Below are 17,843 nucleotides of genomic sequence, written 5' to 3'. Positions count from 1 at the left end.
CCGGCGTCCGGTCTGTTCGGCCTATGCCCAATCCGCTAGGCTTGCCGTCTAAAAAGACGGGAGGCGCGCCATGTCCAACGAACAAATCATCCGGGACTTCATCGCAGCCTGGTCGCGGCTCGATGTGGACGAACTGGTCGCCTATTTCACCGAGGACGGCATCTATCACAACATGCCGATCGCGCCGGTTCAGGGCCACGCGGCCCTCAAACCCTTCATCGCGAATTTCCTCAACGGCTGGAGCCAGACGGATTGGGAAATCCTCACCCTGATCGCCCGTGACGATACGGTGATCGCCGAACGCGTCGACCGCACGGTCGTATACGGAAAGAAAGTCGACCTGCCCTGCTGCGGCGTGTTCGAGCTGCGCGACGGAAAGATCGCCGCGTGGCGCGACTATTTCGACATGGGCACTTATCTGAAAGCGCTGGGCGGGTGAGCCATGTCTGATCCGCTCCGCGCCATCGCTGCGCAGGCTGAACTGCATCACCAGTATTTGCTGGGCCTCGAACTGATGGTGGCGACGCGCGAAGGCCCCGCGGTGGTCGGCGACTGGATGTTCCGCCTCTTCCGCGCCCAGCACGAAGAGAAATTCCTTTCCTCCTTCCGCAAGCTCGGCCTCGACGGCCTGCCGGATGCGGTGGCCTGCGCGAAATACCATGTCCTGTCCAACGGCATGGGCGGCGTCCGCGTCGAATACATGGAGGAGAGCGACATCAAGGCGTGGGTACGCTTTCGCTATCCGCGCTGGATGTATGACGGCGCCGCGATCTGCGGCGTACCGGTCGAGGCAAGCCGGGGCTTCCTGCGCGGCTGGTACGCGCAGAATGGCGTCTCCCTCGGCAATCCCCGCCTCGGCTTCGTCTGCGTCTCGGAGGACATGACCGGCCAGTTCGGCCTTTGCGGCTATTTCCGCGAATATAATCATGAATTGTCAGAGGACGAACGGCTTGTCTTTGCACCGGATGAGCGCCCGCCGCCTTTCGACCCGGCAAAGCAACCCGCCCCGCCCGATGCAGAATGGAGCGAGGAACGCCTCGCCAAGGCCAGCCGCAACTATGCCGTCGACTATATCCGCAACGGCATCCGCGAACTGGCCAACGTCATCGGCGAGGCCCGCACCCTGGAACTCGGCAAGCTGGCGGCCCGCCTCACCGGCCTGCAGCATTATCCCCGCATGGCGGCGGAAATCGGCGCGGTCGATGGCGGGCCGGACGATGCAGCCGCCTTCCTCGCCACCCTGTTCGCCGGCATGGGCGACGAGGCCGGCCTTCAGCATGACGGCGACAGGATCACGCTGACCCAGTCCGGGCTGCGCATCGTGCGCGGCCTTGAAGGCGACGAACGCACGCGCCTGCTTGCCTGCTGGGCCGAACTCTGGCGCGGCGCTATTGCCTCACACCGGCACTTCATGGACCTCACCGTTGTGCCGCAGGCGGACAGCCTCATCTGGACACTGACGGATCGCGCCTGACGCCGGACCGCGACACAATCGTCATTTCCTGGCGGCGTCCAGATCGGCAATCTCCGCATCGAGCTTCTTCGCGGCCTTGTGGTTCAGCCAGGCGATGACGGCAAACATCGCAGCCATCAGGCCGATCATGAAGCCGAACTGGCCGAGCTTCGCCGCCAGCGGAAGCGGATTGTCCGGCGCGAAGGAAATCCCCGCATTGAAAACGAGGAAGCCCGGCAGGAACGGCAACAGATACCAGCGCCACACGGTGGAGAGCGCATGGCGCTGGCGCAGCAATTCGCCGCGATGGAACTCCGCCAGCGTCTCGCTTCCGTCCGGCTCCCACTTCACGGCAGGCGCCTTCCGGTGCAGGGCGATGGCCACGTACAGCGCCGCCGCCGCGATCAGCACGGCCCCCGCCCGTGCCACCGGCAAGGACATGGTTGCCGCCGACCACAGGAACACACCGATCACGATTGCAGCCGCAACATATTCGGTGATGTTCCGCATCCGGACCTTCGACTGGAGGCGCGTGGAGCGGGACTGAATCTCAGCGAGGGACATGGAAAACTCTTCCTGTTGCTGGCTGGTCCAGAGGGTCTGAAGCGGATCCCGGTCAGTCATGGCTCTGCTCCCTGAATTCCTGTGCGAGTTGCGCCTTGAGGCGCGAAATACGGGTGGCGACGGCGCCCGGCGAAAAGCCGGCGATCTCTGCAATCTCCGCCGCCGCGAGGCCTTCGAGGTACAAGGTCAGCACTTGCCGGTCCGGCGGCTTCAGCCTGCGGATCCAGGCGTTCAGCCGGTCGAGGGCGTCTGCCTCTTCGACCGCCGACGCAAGGCTCCGCCCGTCGGCAAGATGCGGCACATCTTCCAGCCCGACCTGGCCGGCATTGTGCCGCCGCTCGCGCCCGGCATGGCTGGCGGCAACATTGTGCGCCACGCGCCAGACCCAGGTGGAGAGGCTGCAGCGCCCGTCGAACAGGGCGAAACTCTGCCACAGGGCGACATGCACATCCTGCAACAGGTCGCGCCGCCGCTCGGGATGGGCCTCGGTCGCCCGCGCAAGGCGCTGCAGCGCGGGCCCGAAGGCCTCCGCCGCCGCAAGGTATTGCGCATCCTGGTCAGATCCCTGTGTCATGAAGGCTATAGTCGGACGCGCCGCGGATTTCTTACAGGAAAAACTGCGCCTTGCCGCAAAAGAGGCCGCGGCCTATGCCGTGGCCCCATGACGACACCTGACATCCAGCGCCTCTCGGCCCCTGACCTGCCGCGCGTGGCCGCACTCGCCCGCACGATCTGGCCGGTCGCCTTCGAAGGCCTGATCCCGGCAGACGAAATCCCGAAAATCGTCGACACGATCTATTCCGATGCCCAGCTCGAAGCGGACATGGAGGCCGGCCATGCCTTCTGGATCGCCCGGATTACCGGCCGCGACATGGGCTTCTGCGCAGCCTTCAGGGAAGGCGAGACCATCTGGCTGAAAAAGCTCTACATCCTGCCGGAAGCGCAGGGCAGCGGCCTCGGCACAGTACTGACCGAAACCGCGATCCGTCAGTTCAGCCCGGCCCGAGAAATCTCCCTCTTCGTCAAGAACGACAATGAGAAGGCCATCGGCTTCTACCAGCGGTCCGGCTTCCGGGTTGCCCGGGAGGTGCCGGTCGTCATGGGCCACATGCACTTCACGGATTTCGTCATGACCCGTCCGCTCTGAGCGGCAGTCAACTTCGCCCGCTCCGGTCCGCTGTTTTGCGGTAAGTCCGGTCAACGCTGTCTACCTGCGCAGTCACGCTATGGTCATGCCCCGGACGGCTTCTGCTGCTGGCTATTCGACGGTATAGGCGGCCCATGACCCGCGCCCTGACCGTCCTCGGCATCGAAACCAGCTGCGACGAAACCGCTGCGGCCGTCGTGCGCCTCCTGCCCGGCGGCACGGTCGAGATCCTGTCGGAAACCGTGCACACCCAGCTTGAGGAACACGCCCCCTATCTCGGCGTCGTGCCGGAAATCGCCGCCCGTGCCCATGCGGAACTGGCCGACGAAACGGTCCGGGCGGCCATGGTGGCTTCTGGCGTAACTTATACAGATCTGGACGCAGTGGCGGCGACCTCCGGGCCCGGCCTGATCGGCGGCGTCCTCGTCGGCATGATGACCGGCAAGGCCATCGCACAGGCGGCGGGAAAGCCCTTTCTGGCCGTGAACCATCTGGAAGGCCACGCCCTCAGCCCCCGCCTCACGCACGACTGCCCCTTCCCTTACCTGCTGCTGCTCGTCTCCGGCGGGCATTGCCAGTTCCTCGAAGTCCGGGGCCTTGGCGACTATCGCCGCCTCGGCTCCACCATCGACGACGCAGCCGGCGAAGCCTTTGATAAGACAGCAAAACTTCTGGGTCTCGGCTTCCCCGGCGGGCCGGCAGTCGAGCGCCTGGCGGCGGCCGGCGATGCAAAGGCGATCGACTTTCCGCGCCCCCTTCTGAACCGGCCCGGCCTCGACATGAGCTTCGCCGGCCTCAAGACCGCTGTCGCCCGCGCTGCCGGCGCCGAGCCCCTGACCGAAACCCGGATGGCCAACATCTGCGCCAGCTTCCAGGCGGCAATAACAGATGTGCTGGCAGAAAAGACGCGCCGCGCGCTCGACGGGTTCGAGCCCGGCGAAGGACAGACAAAACGGCTGGTTGTTGCGGGGGGCGTGGCGGCAAACCGGTCGATCCGGGAAGCGCTCGATTCTGTCGCGGCATCAGCAGGATCGGTGCTTCTCGCTCCGCCGATGCGCCATTGTACGGATAATGCCGCCATGATCGCCCTGGCCGGGGCGGAGCGGTTGGCAGCGGGCCTCGAAGACGAGGCAGGAGACCTTGGCGCCGGTGCAAGACCGCGCTGGCCGCTCGATGAGACGGCGGCGAAGCTTGATCCGGCCTATGTAACGGGCCGTAGGGGTGCCAAGGCCTGAAGAGCCTGATTTTTCGGGGCCACGTCTCAGACCACGAATTCGGTGAGCGACAGGGTCAGCGTGATCAGGGCTGCCGTCAGCGGCAGGGCTGCCATGAAGGCAAACAGCGACTGGCGGGATTCGGTTTTCGAGAGGGTCATCTGAGTAGTCCTTGCTTGCGGGAATGACGACTGCCGCCATTCCATGACCTACATATAGCAAGGCACTGAATAAAAATCAATGAACGATTTTAAAATTATTCAGCGGTCAGTATTTCCACGTATCACGGTACCTTCGCATCCGCCGACAGACCCGCCAGGAGCAGGTCCAGAACCCCGTCCAGCTCCCGCTTCAGCTTCGGCAGGGTGAGGTGCGAAAACAGCTGCGGGAAACGGAATTTCATCAATGCGGCCTGCATGAACTCGGCTGTCTCTTCCGGCCGGTCGAGCCGCCGGAACACCCCGTCCCGCATCCCGTCCTCCAGCACCTGCACCAGGTAAACGCGCTCCTGCGCCATCTGCTCATTGAAGAACAGCGGGCGCTCTTCAGACAGGACTTCCGCCACTTCCAGGATCTTCGCTTCCTGTTCGATGGTGTCGAACGTGTGCCGCATGCTGAAATCGAAGTATTTTCTCAGCCTTTCGGGCGCCGGCGTCTTCTCCCGCGCGATCGCCGCATAGGACTGGTACATCTCGGCGTTGAACTTGCGCGCCATGGCTTCGGCGATATCCAGCTTCGACGCGAAAAAGCGGTAGATGTTGCCGGCCGACATGCCGCAATCCTTGGCAATCTCGGACATGGTTGTCTTGCCGTAACCGTAATGCTTGATCCGCTGCATGGCGGCTTCAAGGATCTGCTGGCGGGTATCGGGTGTGTCGTTCATGGGCTGGCACCTTACTCCCAATAATTGAAGGATCAATGATTCATTCATTCTGCACAAAGCAGGCCACGCCTGCCCCATAGGCAGCGGGCCGGGGCTGTGCGATAGCAGCCGGAACCGAACTGGAGAAGCCGATGCCCCTTTATTGCCTGCACTGCCTCGACAAACCGGAAGGCGGAGCCGAGGCTCGCGCCGCCAACCGTCCGGCACATCTCGCCTGGGCGGCAGGGTTGGGAGAAATTCTCCGCATGGCGGGCCCGCTGCTGAACGAGACCGGCGCCATGGTCGGATCCGTATTCCTGGTAGAGGCCGCAGACATCGGCGCCGCAAAGGCCCTGCATGCGCAGGACCCTTACGTGACCGGCGGCGTGTTCGGCCATGTCCACATCAATGAAACCCGCTGGGCCATCGGCGACGGCAAACCGGCATGAGACAGCTCGTCCTCGGCAATCTCAATTATTCCAGCTGGTCGATCCGGCCGCTCATGGTGGCGCGGAAAGTCGCCTTGCCCGTCGAGGACGTGATTGTCCCGCTCGATTTTCCGGAAACATCCGCCCGCCTGAAAGAGATCAGCCCGACGGCCAAGGTGCCCCTGCTGATCTGGGACGATGTCACGGTCTGGGAAAGCCTCGCCATCACCGAATGGATCGCGGAATGGGCGCCGCCCGGATCGGTCTGGCCGGAAGCGCCCGCCGCCCGCGCCATTGCGCGCGCCGCCGCCAGCGAGATGCACGCCGGTTTCTCCGAACTGCGCAGCAAATGCCCAATGGACATTCGCGCGCGCGAAGCGACGCCCGAAATGACCGAAAAACTGGCGGCCGACATTGCCCGAATTGACGCCCTTTGGAGCAATCTGCGCAGCACATTCGGCAAAGGCGGCCCCTTCCTGTTCGGCAGGTGGAGCGCGGCTGACGCCTTCTACCTGCCGGTCGTCACCCGGTTCCGCACCTATGGCCTGCCTTTGTCCGGCGCCGCCGCAGAGTATGCGGCTGCCGTCCTGGAAGACCCGGATTTCCTGAGACTGGAAGAGCAGGCCAAGGCCGAGCCCTGGTGGATCAGATACGGGCCTGACGGTCGCTCAAGCGGCTTTCTCAAGCCGGAGGCGTAAACAGGTCATAGCCAAGGTCGTGGACGAACAGTTCGCTGACCTTGCGCCGGTAGACTTCCATCGCGTCGCCCGAGAACAGCTCGGAAAGACTGGTCTTTCGGTTCTGAAGGACATTCGGCTCGGCATCCGGATCGACCTTTTCAGCCATGGCCTCCTTGGTGCCGGCCTTTAGCGCCGCATCGATGGCCGCCGGCGCAAGGCTAAGTTGCCAGTGCCGATCGACCGCTTCGAGGATGCGGCGCGGATCTTTCTGCGTCTCTTCATAGTGGACCACGAGGATAGTCTCGCCATGGCGCTTCAGCACCTCGCCCCAGCGGTTCCAGAAGCGCGCGAGCCAGTAGAGGTCGCAGCGGTAGCGTGATCCGGCCGGGTCGCCTTCGAGATAGGTCAGCCAGTCGACCTGGATGTCGTATTCCCACTTGGCATGATGGCTGGCGAGAATTGCCATCGGGTGACGCACCGCCAGGACGTAAGGCGGCAGGCTCGCCATGCTCCTCGCCCACCCCCAATCGGCGAGCCGGTGCGGGATCGTGTGGCTGAAAGCCAGCCGCGGGAGCTCGGCAAAGACCGGCTTGTCCTTCGGCCAGCCGATATAGGGACGCACGGCATTCTCGGAAAAATACTTCGGCGGGTCGATGCCATGCGTTTCGGCCAGCGCGACCGCCAGCATGTATTTCAGCCAGTGCGTGCCGGAATTCTTGGAGGTCACCAGCACGCCATCGAACGCGCCATGCCTGAGGACCGAAAAATTGGTCCAGCTTTCACTCCGCACCTTGGCGCGATAGGCGGATGGCAAAGTCGTCGTCATGGAAAATGCCGTAGGTGCATATTGAGGCCTGTGCAACTCAGGTCTTCAGGCCAGCCTTGTCCCGATACATCTGGAGCAGCGCCAGCTGGTCACGCGTCGGCGTCCCTTCGGCCTCGGACACGGCGACCAGCATCGCATCAAGGTCGATCACTTCCTTGGGCCCGAGGACCGGCGATGACACGATCAGGTTGGACAGGCGCCGGACAGTTTCTGCCGGTGACGGTGCCGTGTTGGTGACCCACGCCGCATGCGCGGCGAGTTCCTCCGCTTCCGCGGGCGTGAACTGGAAATGGTGTACGATCTCGCGTTCGATTGTCTCGCTCTGCCGCTCAGTCAACGTTCCGCCGCGAGCGCGCGCGATTTCCATCAGCAGGATGGCTGCCGCTTCGCGAGGATCCTGGATCAGGCTCAGCCCGTTCTGCGATGCCTTGTACCGGAAGGCCATCTTGCGCGGCAGGTTGGCCGCGCCCTGCGCCAGCTTGAAGGCTTCACGCGCTCCTTCCCGCGCCATGCGGATACGCCACGACCAGATGCCGAACGCGGCGATCAATCCGAGCAGGAAGAGAAGTATGTGCATGACTTGAAATAGTAACGCGGCCCACCGGGCCGCGCCACTTAATTCACGCGAGGCAAAGTGCGTCTATTGTGCGCCGCCGCTGTCTCCTGCCGCTGCATGAGCCTGCGCGAGGACATAGGCCCGGATCGCTTCGACATCGTCTTCACTCAGGTATTCGGAGAAGGACACCATGCCATTGGCGGCGAAGTGCCCGTCGATCACCACACCCTTGAAGGCTTCCGGATCGGCTGAAATGCTGGACCAGCGGAGGTCCGGCAAGACGCCTGAGCTGACCGCCAGCGGGCCGTGGCAGACGGCGCAGTTGCGAGCATAGTCCACGACGCCTGCAGCCACTTGCGCTTCCGTTCCGAAGGACTCAGCCTTCGGCGTGCGATCAATCGGCGGCAGGTCTGCGTCAGCGATTTCGCCGGTCGCACCGAGCTTGAAGGTCACGACCTTCCCGACCGTCGACGGCACCTTGTCGTCGTAGGCAAAGCCCGCCGAGAGGGCAAAGGCGCTCCCCCAGCCGGTGGCGATCGTCACATACTGCTCGCCATCGATCATATAGGTGCCGGGGCCGGCCCCTGCGCCGGATTTGACGTTCTGGCTCCAGAGCTTTTCGCCGGTGGCCGCATCATAGGCCACGAAGTCGCCATTCAGCTTGCCCTGGAAGACCAGGCCGCCGGCCGTCGACAGGACGCCGCCATTCCAGGCATTGCCATGTTCCACCGTCCAGCGCGGCGCCCGGGCCACCGGATCCCAGGCAATCAGACGGCCCTTCAGAGTCGAGCGCAGGAACTTCGCCACTTCCGGGGTGGCAACCGGCGGAACGCCCGCGGAAAAGTCCGCCCCTGTGTTCCACTTGATTTCCTTGCTGAAGAAACGCGGGTCCTCAGCATAGGCCTGCGGAATTTCCTGAGCCGGGATGTAGGCGAGATTCAGGTCCGGATTGAACGCCATCGGGTGCCAGTTGTGCGCGCCCAGAGGGCCCGGCACCTGATTATACGGCACCTTCCCATAGCGCGCTTCCGGCACCTCCATCGGGCGTCCTTTTTCGTCGAGGCCCGTCGCCCAGTTCTGAGGAACGAACGCGTCCCCGGAAAGAAACTCACCCGTCGCGGCATCGATCACATAGAAGAAGCCGTTTTTCGGTGCCTGCATCGCCACGCGGCGCGGCGCCCCGTTCTCGCCGAGCGGCAGGTCCGCAAGGATGATCGTCTGGGTCGCGGTATAGTCCCAGTTGTCGCCCGGCGTCGTCTGGAAGTGCCACTTGTAGGTCCCGGTGTTCGCATCCACTGCGACGATGGAAGACAGGAACAGATTGTCCCCGCCTGCCGGGTCGCGGAACGTGCGGTTCCAGGGCGAGCCATTGCCGACGCCGAAGATGATCTGGTCGTTCACTTCGTCATAGACGATCGAATCCCAGACCGTGCCGCCGCCCCCATCCGTGACCCAGGCGCCTTTATCGCCCCAGGTGACATTGCCGATGGATTCGAAGGCTGCATCCGAGGCCTCGCCATCCGGCTGCTTTGCCGGGTTCGGCACGGTGTAGAAGCGCCAGACCTTGTCGCCGGTCTGGGCATCATAGGCGGTAAGATAGCCGCGCACGCCAAGTTCGGCGCCGCCATTGCCGATCAGCACCTTGCCGTTCACGACACGTGGGGCACCGGTGATCGTATAGGGCTTCGACTGGTCGACCGTGACCGTCTCCCAGACAAGGTCGCCGGTCTTGGCATCCAGCGCCTGCAGGCGGCCATCGATCACCCCGACATAGACCTTGCCGTCATAGACCGCGACGCCGCGGTTCACGACATCGCAACAGGCATTCACGCCGACCGCGCGGTCGACATCCGGATTGTGTTCCCACAGCAGGGCCCCGGTCTTGGCGTCCAGCGCATACACGACCGACCAGGCGGAGGTCACGAACATCACGCCGTCCACGACGATTGGGGTCACTTCCACGCCGCGATTGGTCGCAAGGTCGAACGTCCAGGCAACGCCAAGCTGGTCGACATTGTCCTTGTTGATGGCGGTCAGCGAAGAGTGGCGCTGCTCGTCATAAGTGCCGCCATAGGTAAGCCATTCTTCGCCCGCCGAGGCGGTCTCGATCCGCGCCGAATCGACCGCTGCAAAAGCTGTTTCCTTGCTTGCCGCTGGTTCGCCGGCCTTTTCCTTTGGAGCACAGGCAGCCAGAAGGGCGAGCGCCGTTCCTGCCAATGCGATCTTGCGCCACTGAGCCATCGTGGAAGTCCTCTCCTGATCGTTTCCTCGGGGCGGTCTTTGCGCCGCCTCTCCATCTGTAATGCTAGACGTTCCGATAGGTTTGTCGAGGGATGACCAAGCGGCACTCAGGCCGGGACGGATATCCCCCGCAGGTCCGCTTGTGCCTCTTCGATGGCAGCCGCCACAAGCGCCTGCCATTCGGCCGGATCGTCCGTTTCGCCGGAACCAGCAGGGAAATTGACCGCCCGCGAGGAGCTGACGACCCCACCTTCCAGGCCGCCCGGACCCTGAACGAAGCCCGCCAGGGCCTCTGCGGCCCCTGCCCCTTGTGCACCATAGCCCGGCACCAGAAACAGCGATGTCGGTGCGAGATCCCGGATGGCGCGCGCTTCGCCCGGGCCGGTGGCACCGGTCACCATCATCAGGCCGGACCAGCCGTTCCTTCCCTTCAACCGCTGGATCATCGGGTCCAGCGCCTCGGCCACGCGCGCATAGAGCGGCGCCCCTTCGAGGCTGCGGGACTGGAAGTCGGCGGACCCCGGATTGGAGGTCCGCACCAGTACGATCACGCCGCGCCCATTCAATTCGGCTTCGCGGACGTAAGGCTCGATCGTGTCGAGACCCATATAAGGATTGACTGTCAGGGCGTCGCCTTCGAACGGGGCATCCTTGGCCAGGAACGCAGCGGCATAGCCCTCGGCCGTCGAGCCGATATCGCCCCGCTTGGCATCCATCAGCACGATCAGGCCCGCTTCGCGCGCCGCACGCGTAATCGACTGGAGCGCCTTCAGGCCCTCAGGCCCGTGGCGTTCATAGAGGGCGACTTGCGGCTTGATACAGGCGACCTTGCCGGCACAGGCCTGGACCATGGCAAGGCCCCACGCTTCGACCCCTTCGGGCGTGTCACCGCCAAACAGGGCCGGAATGCGCCCGGCATGCGGGTCGATCCCGACGCACAACGGCCCGTGTTTGCGGGCGGCATCCACCAGTCGGTCAGCAAACAGGGTCATGGCTGCACCTTGCAGGCGACCTTCACCACCTGCAACCGCCGCCGGGCATTGTCCGAACTCGGGCCATAGGACTCGACACTGAACGCTTCGGCCGGGCCATCTTCCTGTTCCACGCCGAGGCTCGTCAGGAAGGCTTCAACAGAATCCGGCGCGGCGGTATAGATCCGGCCCCGGCGCGGGCTTTCAGCCACCACCACACCGCGCACCCGGCCCTGATGGTCGAAGACCGGGCCGCCGGAAATGCCGCCAAGCGTGCCGTCGAGACCCCGCGTGCGACCGATTTCGGCCCAGGCAAGGATCGGCTCGCTGCCATCGCGCATGCCCCGTGTGATGAGTTTCGAGCGCGACATCAGCCGCGTCGCGACTTCGCCGGGACGTCCCTGCGGATAGCCGACATGATAGCCTTCGGTGCCCAGTGTCAGCGGCGTGCCGAGGTCCAGCGTCACCGGGTTGGGGCTGCGCCCCGTCGAAAGAAGGGCCAGGTCATGGTCCGCATCGACCGAGACGGATTCCACGGGAACATACTGGCCCGGCGCCACCAGCAGGCCGACCGAATCGCAGCCATCGACCACATGCCGCGCCGTGATCCACTGGCCTTTCCGGTTGACCGCGAAGGCTGTCCCGATGCCGTCCTTGGGCGCATCGACCTGCACCAGAACCTGCTCATCCAGCGGGGAGGGCGGCGGCAGCATGGGCCCGTCCGATTCGAGCACCGAGGGCGGCGCTTCAGGGGCATCAGCATGGCGGTCCTGCGAATACAGGCTGAAGACCAGGACCCCGAAGACAACGAGGTAGAGAACCCAGTCAAACCTGCGCATGCCGCACTGCCTCCATTCCTAGAACCTCTGCAGTGCCGGATCCCAGAGCCCCGCAGCCAGGATGAGGGCCGACGAAATCTTGGTCCCGGCGAGGAAAATGGCTGCGCCCATTTCCTCATTCTCGATGCGCTTCGGCACGTCGCCCAGAAGCAGGTCGACCAGACGATAGACGATCAATTGTAAAATCAGCGCGATGACGCCCCAGATCAAGAGGTCGAACAGCGAAACGCTGGACGCCAGGGTGGACGAAATCGGGATGGCAAGCCCGCCAATCGCACCGGCAAGGGCCACCCCGGCGGCCGTATTGCCCTGCCGCACCAGCGCCATCTCCTTCCACGGCGTCAGGAGCACATAGATCGTGCTGGCAATGATCAGAAGCACACCCGCGCTGGCCGACCAGATCAGGAACCGCGGAAATGCCTCGACAAAAGCTCCGATTTCACCGCCCATGAAAACCTGCTTATCCTGTTGTTCGACAAATGGACCCGCGGGGGCTCGTCCATATCCCTAGCGACAGCGCGCCCGCCTCTCAAGGAGACACGACATGCTGAAAGGCAAAACTGCACTCGTAACCGGCTCGACGAGCGGGATCGGCAAGGCAATTGCCACGCGTCTGGCCAGCGAGGGCTGCAATATCGTTCTCAACGGATTTGGCGATGCCGGCGAAATCGACACGCTGAAGCGGTCCCTCGCCTCGGAACACGGCGTCATGGCGGGCTATTCGAGTGCCGACCTCACCCGTGTTCCGGCCATTGAAAACATGATGAAATATGTCGAGGACGATTTCGGCGGGGTCGACATTCTCGTCAACAATGCCGGCATGCAGTTCGTCTCGCCGATCGAGGACTTCCCGGTCGACAAGTGGAACCTGATCATCGCCCTCAACCTGTCGGCTGCGTTTCACACGATCCGCCTGTCATTCCCAGGCATGAAACAGAAGGGCTGGGGTCGAATCATCAATATCGCCAGCGCCCATGCCAAGGTCGCCTCGCCCTTCAAATCCGCCTATGTGGCCGCCAAGCACGGTATTTCGGGCCTGACAAAGGTGACGGCCCTCGAAGGCGCGACGCATGGCATCCGCTGCAATTCGATCTGCCCCGGTTACGTGCTGACGCCCCTGGTCGAGAACCAGGTCGCGGATACGGCCAAGGCCCGCGGCATGACCGAAGAACAGGTGAAGCGCGACGTGCTGCTCGCTGCCCAGCCGACCAAGGAATTCGTGACGGTGGAACAGGTCGCGGCCTTTACGGCCTTCCTCTGCTCGCCGGACGGCGACCAGATCAACGGCACCGACCTCTCGGTCGATGGCGGCTGGACGGCGCAGTAGCGTCTATTTCAGCTGTTCCGCGAGGCAGGACGCGATGGTCTCGTCCGTGTCTTCATGCGTGAAGAAGGTCATCAGCTTCCAGTCCTTGTCCATCAGGTACAGCAGGGAAGTGTGATCCATCGAATATTCGCTCTGGCTCTCTGGCTGGTCGATGCGGGAATAATCGGCCAGGAACGCATCGGCTGCCGCGCGGACTTCTTCCGGCGTGCCCGTCAGGCCCTGAAGATTGGCGGGAAACGCCTTGCTGGCGACATACTGGGCGAGCGCTTCCGGTGTATCCCGCTCCGGATCGACTGAAATCAGCAGCGTCTGCGGAGGGTCCACGCCGTCCGGCAGGCGATCATAGGCCCGCTTCACCGTGACGAGCGTCGTCGGGCAGACATCGGGGCAGTAGGTAAAGCCGAAATAGATCAGCGTCGGATGGCCCTTATAGGTCTCTTCCGTGACACGCTCGCCGGCCTGGTTCACCAGAGAAATCGGCCCGCCAATCTCGGGATAGGCGCGTGTCATGCAGCCGGCGACCGCGCCGCCATGATCCGGCGCCTCTCTTCCGGAAGGGCCGCCACAGGCGGCAAGGAGGGTGGAGGCGGCAGCTGCCGCAATTAGCCGAAGGTCTGCCATCCCTTCCGTCTAGCCCGGCAGGTGTCGGCTTGGCGAGGGCGTCACGCTGCCGCATAAGGCCGGAATGGACGAACCTGCACGCACCCCCAACCTCGAATTCGGCGACGCCATCTTCACCCTCGCGCCCGAGGGATTGGGCTCCGCCCAGTCGGCGCTCGGCCGGACGCGCCTGCGTACTTTCATCGCCCTGCGCTGGCTGGCCGTTGCCGGGCAGACGGCCGCGGTCCTGTTCGTGGCCTTTGTCCTGAAATTCGACGTGCCGCTCGCCGCCTGCCTCGCGATCATAGCCGCCTCGGCCTGGCTCAACGTCTTCCTGTCGTTCGCGTTCCAGAGCCAGCGGCTGACCCAGCGCTGGGAGGCGACCGTCCAGCTTGCCTTCGACACGATCCAGCTGGCTGCACTGGTCGCGGTGACGGGCGGCCTCTCCAATCCCTTCCTTCTGCTGCTGGTCGCGCCGGTGACGGTGGCCGCGCTCAGCCTGTCGCGCACGCGCGCCGTCATTATCGCGCTTCTGGCCCTCGGGCTTGCGGCCTTCATGCCGCTCGTCTCAATGCCGCTGCCCTGGTTCTATGGTCAGGTCGCAGAGCTGCCGCCGATGTATCATATTGGCCAGTTCGCGGCGCTCGCCGTCGGCGTCGGCTTCTTCTCCCTGTCCGCAAGCCGCGTCAGCCAGGACGAAGCAAAGCTCGTCCGTGCCCTCGATGCGGCCAGTGTCGTCATGGCGCGTGAGCAGAAGATCTCCGCCATCGGTGCGATGTCGGCGATGACGACGCATGAACTCGGCACGCCGCTCGCCACGATCCATCTCGTGGCGAAGGAACTGCTGGCGGAAATCCCGAAAGACGATCCCAGATACGAGGATATCGCGTTGCTGGCGGAACAGGCCGATCGCTGCCGCGCCATTCTTGCGACGATCCGCAATGCGCGCGAAGCGACGGATATCGTGCACGCGCGCGTCCCTCTGGAAGCGTTGGTCACCGAATCGGCGGCCCCGTTCCGGGGGCTTGGCGTTGCGGTCGAAGTGCTGGTCCGGCCCGGCGACGATGCCGACAGCCGCCCGCCCATCCTTAATCGCAGCCCGGAAATCCTGCACGCGATCAGCGCCTTCGTCGAAAACGCCGTCAGCTTCGCCGAGACGAAAGTGACCGTGCAAGCGAGCTGGACACTCGACCAGATCATGATTTCCGTCACCGATGACGGGCCGGGCTTTGCCCAGGAAGTGCTGCCGAAACTGGGCGAACCTTATGTCTCGCAGCGCAGCGAAGGCCAGCATGGCGGCGGCGACATGGGGCTTGGCTTCTTCATTGCAAAGACGCTGATCGAGCGGACCGGCGGCAGGATCGCTACGCGCAACCAGGCGCCGCCCCGTTCCGGAGCCGTCGTCCAGGCCCTCTGGCCACGTGCAGCTCTTGAAGCATCCGGGTTGGATTAATGGATATGGAAGTCCTATAAAGTCTGATGGGCAATAAAAGGGTAGGAAGGCAATGGACCATTCCGCGCAAATCAATCTTCATGAAAGCCTCCAGGGCGTCGAGGACCGCTCATGCCTGATCATGGATGATGACGGCCCGTTCGCCCAACGCCTTGCCCGTGCCCTGGCCCAGCGCGGCTTTATCGTGTCTGCGGTGAACACCGTGTCCGAGGGCAAGGACATTGCCCGTCTCAACCCGCCGGCTTTCGCCGTTCTGGACCTGCGCCTGGAAGACGGCAGCGGCCTTGAAGTGGTCGAGATGCTGCAGAAGCATCGGCCGGAAGCCCGCGCGGTCATCCTGACCGGTTACGGCGCCATCGCGACTGCTGTCGCCGCCGTAAAGGCCGGCGCGGTCGACTATCTATCGAAGCCTGCCGACGTTGAAGACATTGTCCGCGCCCTGACGGCAACGACGGACGAAAAGCCGGCCCCGCCGGAAAACCCGATGTCGGCTGACCGGGTGCGCTGGGAACACATCCAGCGCGTCTATGAGCTTTGCAATCACAATGTTTCCGAGACGGCCCGCCGCCTCAACATGCACCGGCGCACCCTGCAGCGGATCCTTGCAAAGCGCGCCCCGCGCTAGTTCGGGCAAGCACCGAGATCGAACCGCATCGCGACGAAATTCACCGGATCACCGTTGGAATAGTTCAGCGCGTAATACGGTTCCGATTCGGTCACGCAGTGGCCCATCGCCTCTGCTTCCTTCCGCAGGTGTGATACTTCCTCGGTGATCGGCGGGCTGGCTTTGCGGTCTTCATAATTGATCAGGTAGACGACTGGATAGGCCGACGCTTCTGCCGGCAGGTCGAGCGGCGTTTCCGGTGGGTGAAGGTTCTGCGTTCCAAGCGTCAGCACGTAGGACGGCTCGGCATAACCAAGCGCGAGAATTCTGGCGGGCGCTGTCAGCGCGCACGCCTCCCCCGGCACACCGCAGACTTCTTCGAGCGCAAGCCGCGCCGTCTCCGTCGGCTGTACCCAGACCTGGCTCGGCAGCATGAAGATGCGCACATGCCAGCCGATCACAAAGCTGGCGAGGATGGCGAGCGCGATGGCGCTTGTCTCCCGCGCCCGGTTGAATTCGATCCCTGCAAGGCCCGCCAGCGCAAAACCGGTCCACCAGAGCCAGAGCGGAAACGCGCGATACGCCTGCCACGACTCCATCACCTGCTGCTTTGCGGCGGTCGTGAAATCCCCGGCCGCCTCGGCCATGAAATACTGCGTCACGCCCGGATAGGAGACCGCCAGAAGGAGGCCCGCTCCCAGCGCAAACAGGATCAGCGACAGGGTGCGCGAGACCGGCATTTTTGCGCCCTCGATCAACTTCACAGCTGCATATCCCCCAAGCAGCGCCATCGCCGGATAGGCCGGCAGGATATAATGGCTGAGCAGGGTCGGCATCAGTTCGAAGAAGGCATAGGTCAACGCACCCCAGGCGACGATCAGGCGTAGCCCTTTCGCCTCGTCGCTGATCTCGGCCGCGCCGACCGGCCAGCGCTTAAACCAGGCTTCCTTGCCGGAGAGCCACCAGAAGCCCGCCAATACCAGGGCGGGCCAGGCCGGCAGAGGCTTTAGCCGGGCAAGCGTGGCCAGGCCCTGCGAGACCGCGCCGTCGCCGGCCGGACGCGGCAGGTAAGGCAGAAGGAAACCGAGTGCGAACAGGCCGGCAAACGCCGCGCCCGAAAGGAGCAGCGTGCGCTGCAGCCAGCGGGTGCCGGCAGCTGACTGCGGTTTCAGGGTTTTCCACGCGGCCACGCCACCCGGAACAAGCAGCAGCGTTGCCGGAAAGAACCAGGCCGGAATATGGGTCAGGTGGTAGAAGGGCCAGCCGCCATGCCCCTCGGAGGCGCCGGTGAATTTGTCCCTAAGGTCCTTGCCGAGGGCGCCCTTGATATACTGGCCGTCTGTCGCCGCCTGGATCCAGAGGAACCAGGGCAGGACCAGCGCCACGAAGATCAGCGGCCCCGGCCACCAGAGCAGCACCCGCCACCAGTTGCCGCCCTTGCCGTCTGCCGCCTTCGCCCAGACCCAGGCGCCCATGCCGGCATAGGCCGCCACCATCGGCGTCACCGGGCCCTTGATGAGAAAACTCGTTCCCATGCAAAACCAGAACAGCAGTGCCATGGGTTTCGACTGGTCCCCGCGCATGTAGAGGCGGGCGAGCGCCCCGATGCTGAGCGTGGTGAGGAAAACCAGGACGCCATCGGTCTTCGAAATATGTCCCTCGGACGTAAGCAGCAGGCTGGTACTGAAGATGGCCGCGCCAAGGAAGGCGGCCCGCCGACCGATCAGCGGGATCCCGCACCAGAAGCAGGCCATAGCCGCAAAGGCGGCACCGAGCCAGCTTGGCACGCGATAGGTCCAGATCTGCTTGGCTTCAGGCCCCGTGAAAATGGCCGTCGAGGCTGCCTGAAGCCAATGGATGCCGGCCGGCTTCTTGTTGCGCAGCTCGTCCTGGTACTGGATCCGGATATAGTCGTGTTCCTCCAGCATTTCCTTGGACGCCTGCGCGAAGCGGCTTTCGTCGCGGTCAAGCGCTGGCAGCAGGAATACGCCCGGCGCAGAGGCGCCAAAGGTCAGGACGAAAAGGATGACCCAGGCTTTCCAGCCGGTCGAAAGACGGTCGAGAAATGTCATGAAATC

Annotated in this window: 20 protein-coding genes; 9 read left to right on the top strand and 11 right to left on the bottom strand. The window is 64.0% G+C overall.

Going from position 1 to position 17,843, the window contains the following annotated elements:
• The first annotated feature begins 70 nt into the window (after positions 1-70).
• Together R3C13_RS06340 and R3C13_RS06335 are read left to right on the top strand one after the other, a co-directional pair.
• Positions 71-439: a limonene-1,2-epoxide hydrolase family protein gene (locus R3C13_RS06340; RefSeq protein WP_371309978.1), complete on the top strand. Its 369-nt coding sequence runs from the start codon at positions 71-73 to the stop codon at positions 437-439.
• A gap of 3 nt (positions 440-442) precedes the next feature.
• The gene (locus R3C13_RS06335; protein WP_371309977.1) at positions 443-1,474 is read left to right on the top strand and encodes a hypothetical protein; all 1,032 of its coding nucleotides are present in this window, start codon (positions 443-445) and stop codon (positions 1,472-1,474) included.
• Between the two features lie 21 nt (positions 1,475-1,495).
• Here the strand turns inward: R3C13_RS06335 and R3C13_RS06330 are convergent, their stop codons facing one another.
• Together R3C13_RS06330 and R3C13_RS06325 are read right to left on the bottom strand one after the other, a co-directional pair.
• Positions 1,496-2,077 carry a hypothetical protein gene (locus tag R3C13_RS06330; RefSeq protein WP_371309976.1) on the bottom strand — a complete coding sequence of 194 codons (582 nt, stop codon included), beginning with the start codon at positions 2,075-2,077 and terminating at the stop codon, positions 1,496-1,498.
• Positions 2,070-2,591, bottom strand: a complete 522-nt coding sequence (locus R3C13_RS06325; RefSeq protein WP_371309975.1) for an RNA polymerase sigma factor — start codon at positions 2,589-2,591, stop codon at positions 2,070-2,072. The genes R3C13_RS06330 and R3C13_RS06325 overlap by 8 nt, the downstream gene beginning before the upstream one ends.
• 87 nt (positions 2,592-2,678) lie before the next feature.
• Between R3C13_RS06325 and R3C13_RS06320 the strand changes: the two genes are divergently transcribed.
• Complete coding sequence (locus R3C13_RS06320; protein WP_371309974.1) at positions 2,679-3,164, top strand: GNAT family N-acetyltransferase; 486 nt, start codon at positions 2,679-2,681, stop codon at positions 3,162-3,164.
• Positions 3,165-3,298: 134 nt separating this feature from the next.
• Positions 3,299-4,399 carry a tRNA (adenosine(37)-N6)-threonylcarbamoyltransferase complex transferase subunit TsaD gene (gene tsaD / locus R3C13_RS06315; protein WP_371309973.1) on the top strand — a complete coding sequence of 367 codons (1,101 nt, stop codon included), beginning with the start codon at positions 3,299-3,301 and terminating at the stop codon, positions 4,397-4,399.
• A 262-nt stretch (positions 4,400-4,661) separates the two neighbouring features.
• Here the strand turns inward: tsaD and R3C13_RS06310 are convergent, their stop codons facing one another.
• Positions 4,662-5,261: a TetR/AcrR family transcriptional regulator gene (locus R3C13_RS06310; RefSeq protein WP_371309972.1), complete on the bottom strand. Its 600-nt coding sequence runs from the start codon at positions 5,259-5,261 to the stop codon at positions 4,662-4,664.
• Positions 5,262-5,392: 131 nt separating this feature from the next.
• Here R3C13_RS06310 and R3C13_RS06305 point away from each other — a divergent pair, with 131 nt between their 5' ends.
• Entirely contained in the window at positions 5,393-5,689 is a 297-nt protein-coding gene (locus R3C13_RS06305) for a YciI family protein (protein ID WP_371309971.1), read from the top strand.
• Entirely contained in the window at positions 5,686-6,366 is a 681-nt protein-coding gene (locus R3C13_RS06300) for a glutathione S-transferase (RefSeq protein WP_371309970.1), read from the top strand. The genes R3C13_RS06305 and R3C13_RS06300 overlap by 4 nt, the downstream gene beginning before the upstream one ends.
• Here R3C13_RS06300 and R3C13_RS06295 read toward each other — a convergent pair.
• The 6 genes from R3C13_RS06295 to R3C13_RS06270 all read right to left on the bottom strand — a co-directional run bounded on the left by R3C13_RS06295 (position 6,350) and on the right by R3C13_RS06270 (position 12,231).
• Complete coding sequence (locus R3C13_RS06295; protein WP_371309969.1) at positions 6,350-7,174, bottom strand: sulfotransferase domain-containing protein; 825 nt, start codon at positions 7,172-7,174, stop codon at positions 6,350-6,352. The two genes, R3C13_RS06300 and R3C13_RS06295, sit on opposite strands and share 17 nt — an antisense overlap.
• Positions 7,175-7,211: 37 nt before the next feature.
• Complete coding sequence (locus R3C13_RS06290) at positions 7,212-7,751, bottom strand: hypothetical protein (protein ID WP_371309968.1); 540 nt, start codon at positions 7,749-7,751, stop codon at positions 7,212-7,214.
• Between the two features lie 63 nt (positions 7,752-7,814).
• Positions 7,815-9,971, bottom strand: coding sequence for a PQQ-dependent dehydrogenase, methanol/ethanol family (locus R3C13_RS06285; protein WP_371309967.1), 2,157 nt, complete (start codon positions 9,969-9,971; stop codon positions 7,815-7,817).
• Between the two features lie 107 nt (positions 9,972-10,078).
• A complete protein-coding gene (pyrF, locus tag R3C13_RS06280) occupies positions 10,079-10,963 on the bottom strand; it encodes an orotidine-5'-phosphate decarboxylase (RefSeq protein ID WP_371309966.1) in 885 nt (294 codons plus the stop codon).
• Complete coding sequence (locus R3C13_RS06275; protein ID WP_371309965.1) at positions 10,960-11,781, bottom strand: serine protease; 822 nt, start codon at positions 11,779-11,781, stop codon at positions 10,960-10,962. Before R3C13_RS06275 ends, pyrF begins: the two co-directional genes overlap by 4 nt.
• Positions 11,782-11,799: 18 nt before the next feature.
• Complete coding sequence (locus tag R3C13_RS06270) at positions 11,800-12,231, bottom strand: DUF350 domain-containing protein (protein ID WP_371309964.1); 432 nt, start codon at positions 12,229-12,231, stop codon at positions 11,800-11,802.
• Positions 12,232-12,325: 94 nt separating this feature from the next.
• On the opposite strand from R3C13_RS06270, the gene R3C13_RS06265 reads away from it, so the two are divergent.
• On the top strand, positions 12,326-13,108 hold the full coding sequence (locus R3C13_RS06265; RefSeq protein WP_371309963.1) for a 3-hydroxybutyrate dehydrogenase: 783 nt from the start codon (positions 12,326-12,328) through the stop codon (positions 13,106-13,108).
• 3 nt (positions 13,109-13,111) lie between these two features.
• Here the strand turns inward: R3C13_RS06265 and R3C13_RS06260 are convergent, their stop codons facing one another.
• Positions 13,112-13,729: an SCO family protein gene (locus R3C13_RS06260; protein ID WP_371309962.1), complete on the bottom strand. Its 618-nt coding sequence runs from the start codon at positions 13,727-13,729 to the stop codon at positions 13,112-13,114.
• Between the two features lie 64 nt (positions 13,730-13,793).
• Between R3C13_RS06260 and R3C13_RS06255 the strand changes: the two genes are divergently transcribed.
• Both R3C13_RS06255 and R3C13_RS06250 read left to right on the top strand, forming a co-directional pair.
• Entirely contained in the window at positions 13,794-15,161 is a 1,368-nt protein-coding gene (locus tag R3C13_RS06255; RefSeq protein WP_371309961.1) for an ActS/PrrB/RegB family redox-sensitive histidine kinase, read from the top strand.
• A 52-nt stretch (positions 15,162-15,213) separates the two neighbouring features.
• Positions 15,214-15,786, top strand: coding sequence for an ActR/PrrA/RegA family redox response regulator transcription factor (locus R3C13_RS06250; protein WP_371309960.1), 573 nt, complete (start codon positions 15,214-15,216; stop codon positions 15,784-15,786).
• Here R3C13_RS06250 and R3C13_RS06245 read toward each other — a convergent pair.
• A complete protein-coding gene (locus R3C13_RS06245) occupies positions 15,783-17,837 on the bottom strand; it encodes an ArnT family glycosyltransferase (protein ID WP_371309959.1) in 2,055 nt (684 codons plus the stop codon). The two genes, R3C13_RS06250 and R3C13_RS06245, sit on opposite strands and share 4 nt — an antisense overlap.
• Between the last annotated feature and the right edge of the window lie 6 nt (positions 17,838-17,843).

It is taken from the genome of Hyphomonas sp., assembly GCF_041398385.1.
GTDB lineage: Bacteria > Pseudomonadota > Alphaproteobacteria > Caulobacterales > Hyphomonadaceae > Hyphomonas.
This window is presented reverse-complemented; position numbering and strand designations above follow the sequence as displayed.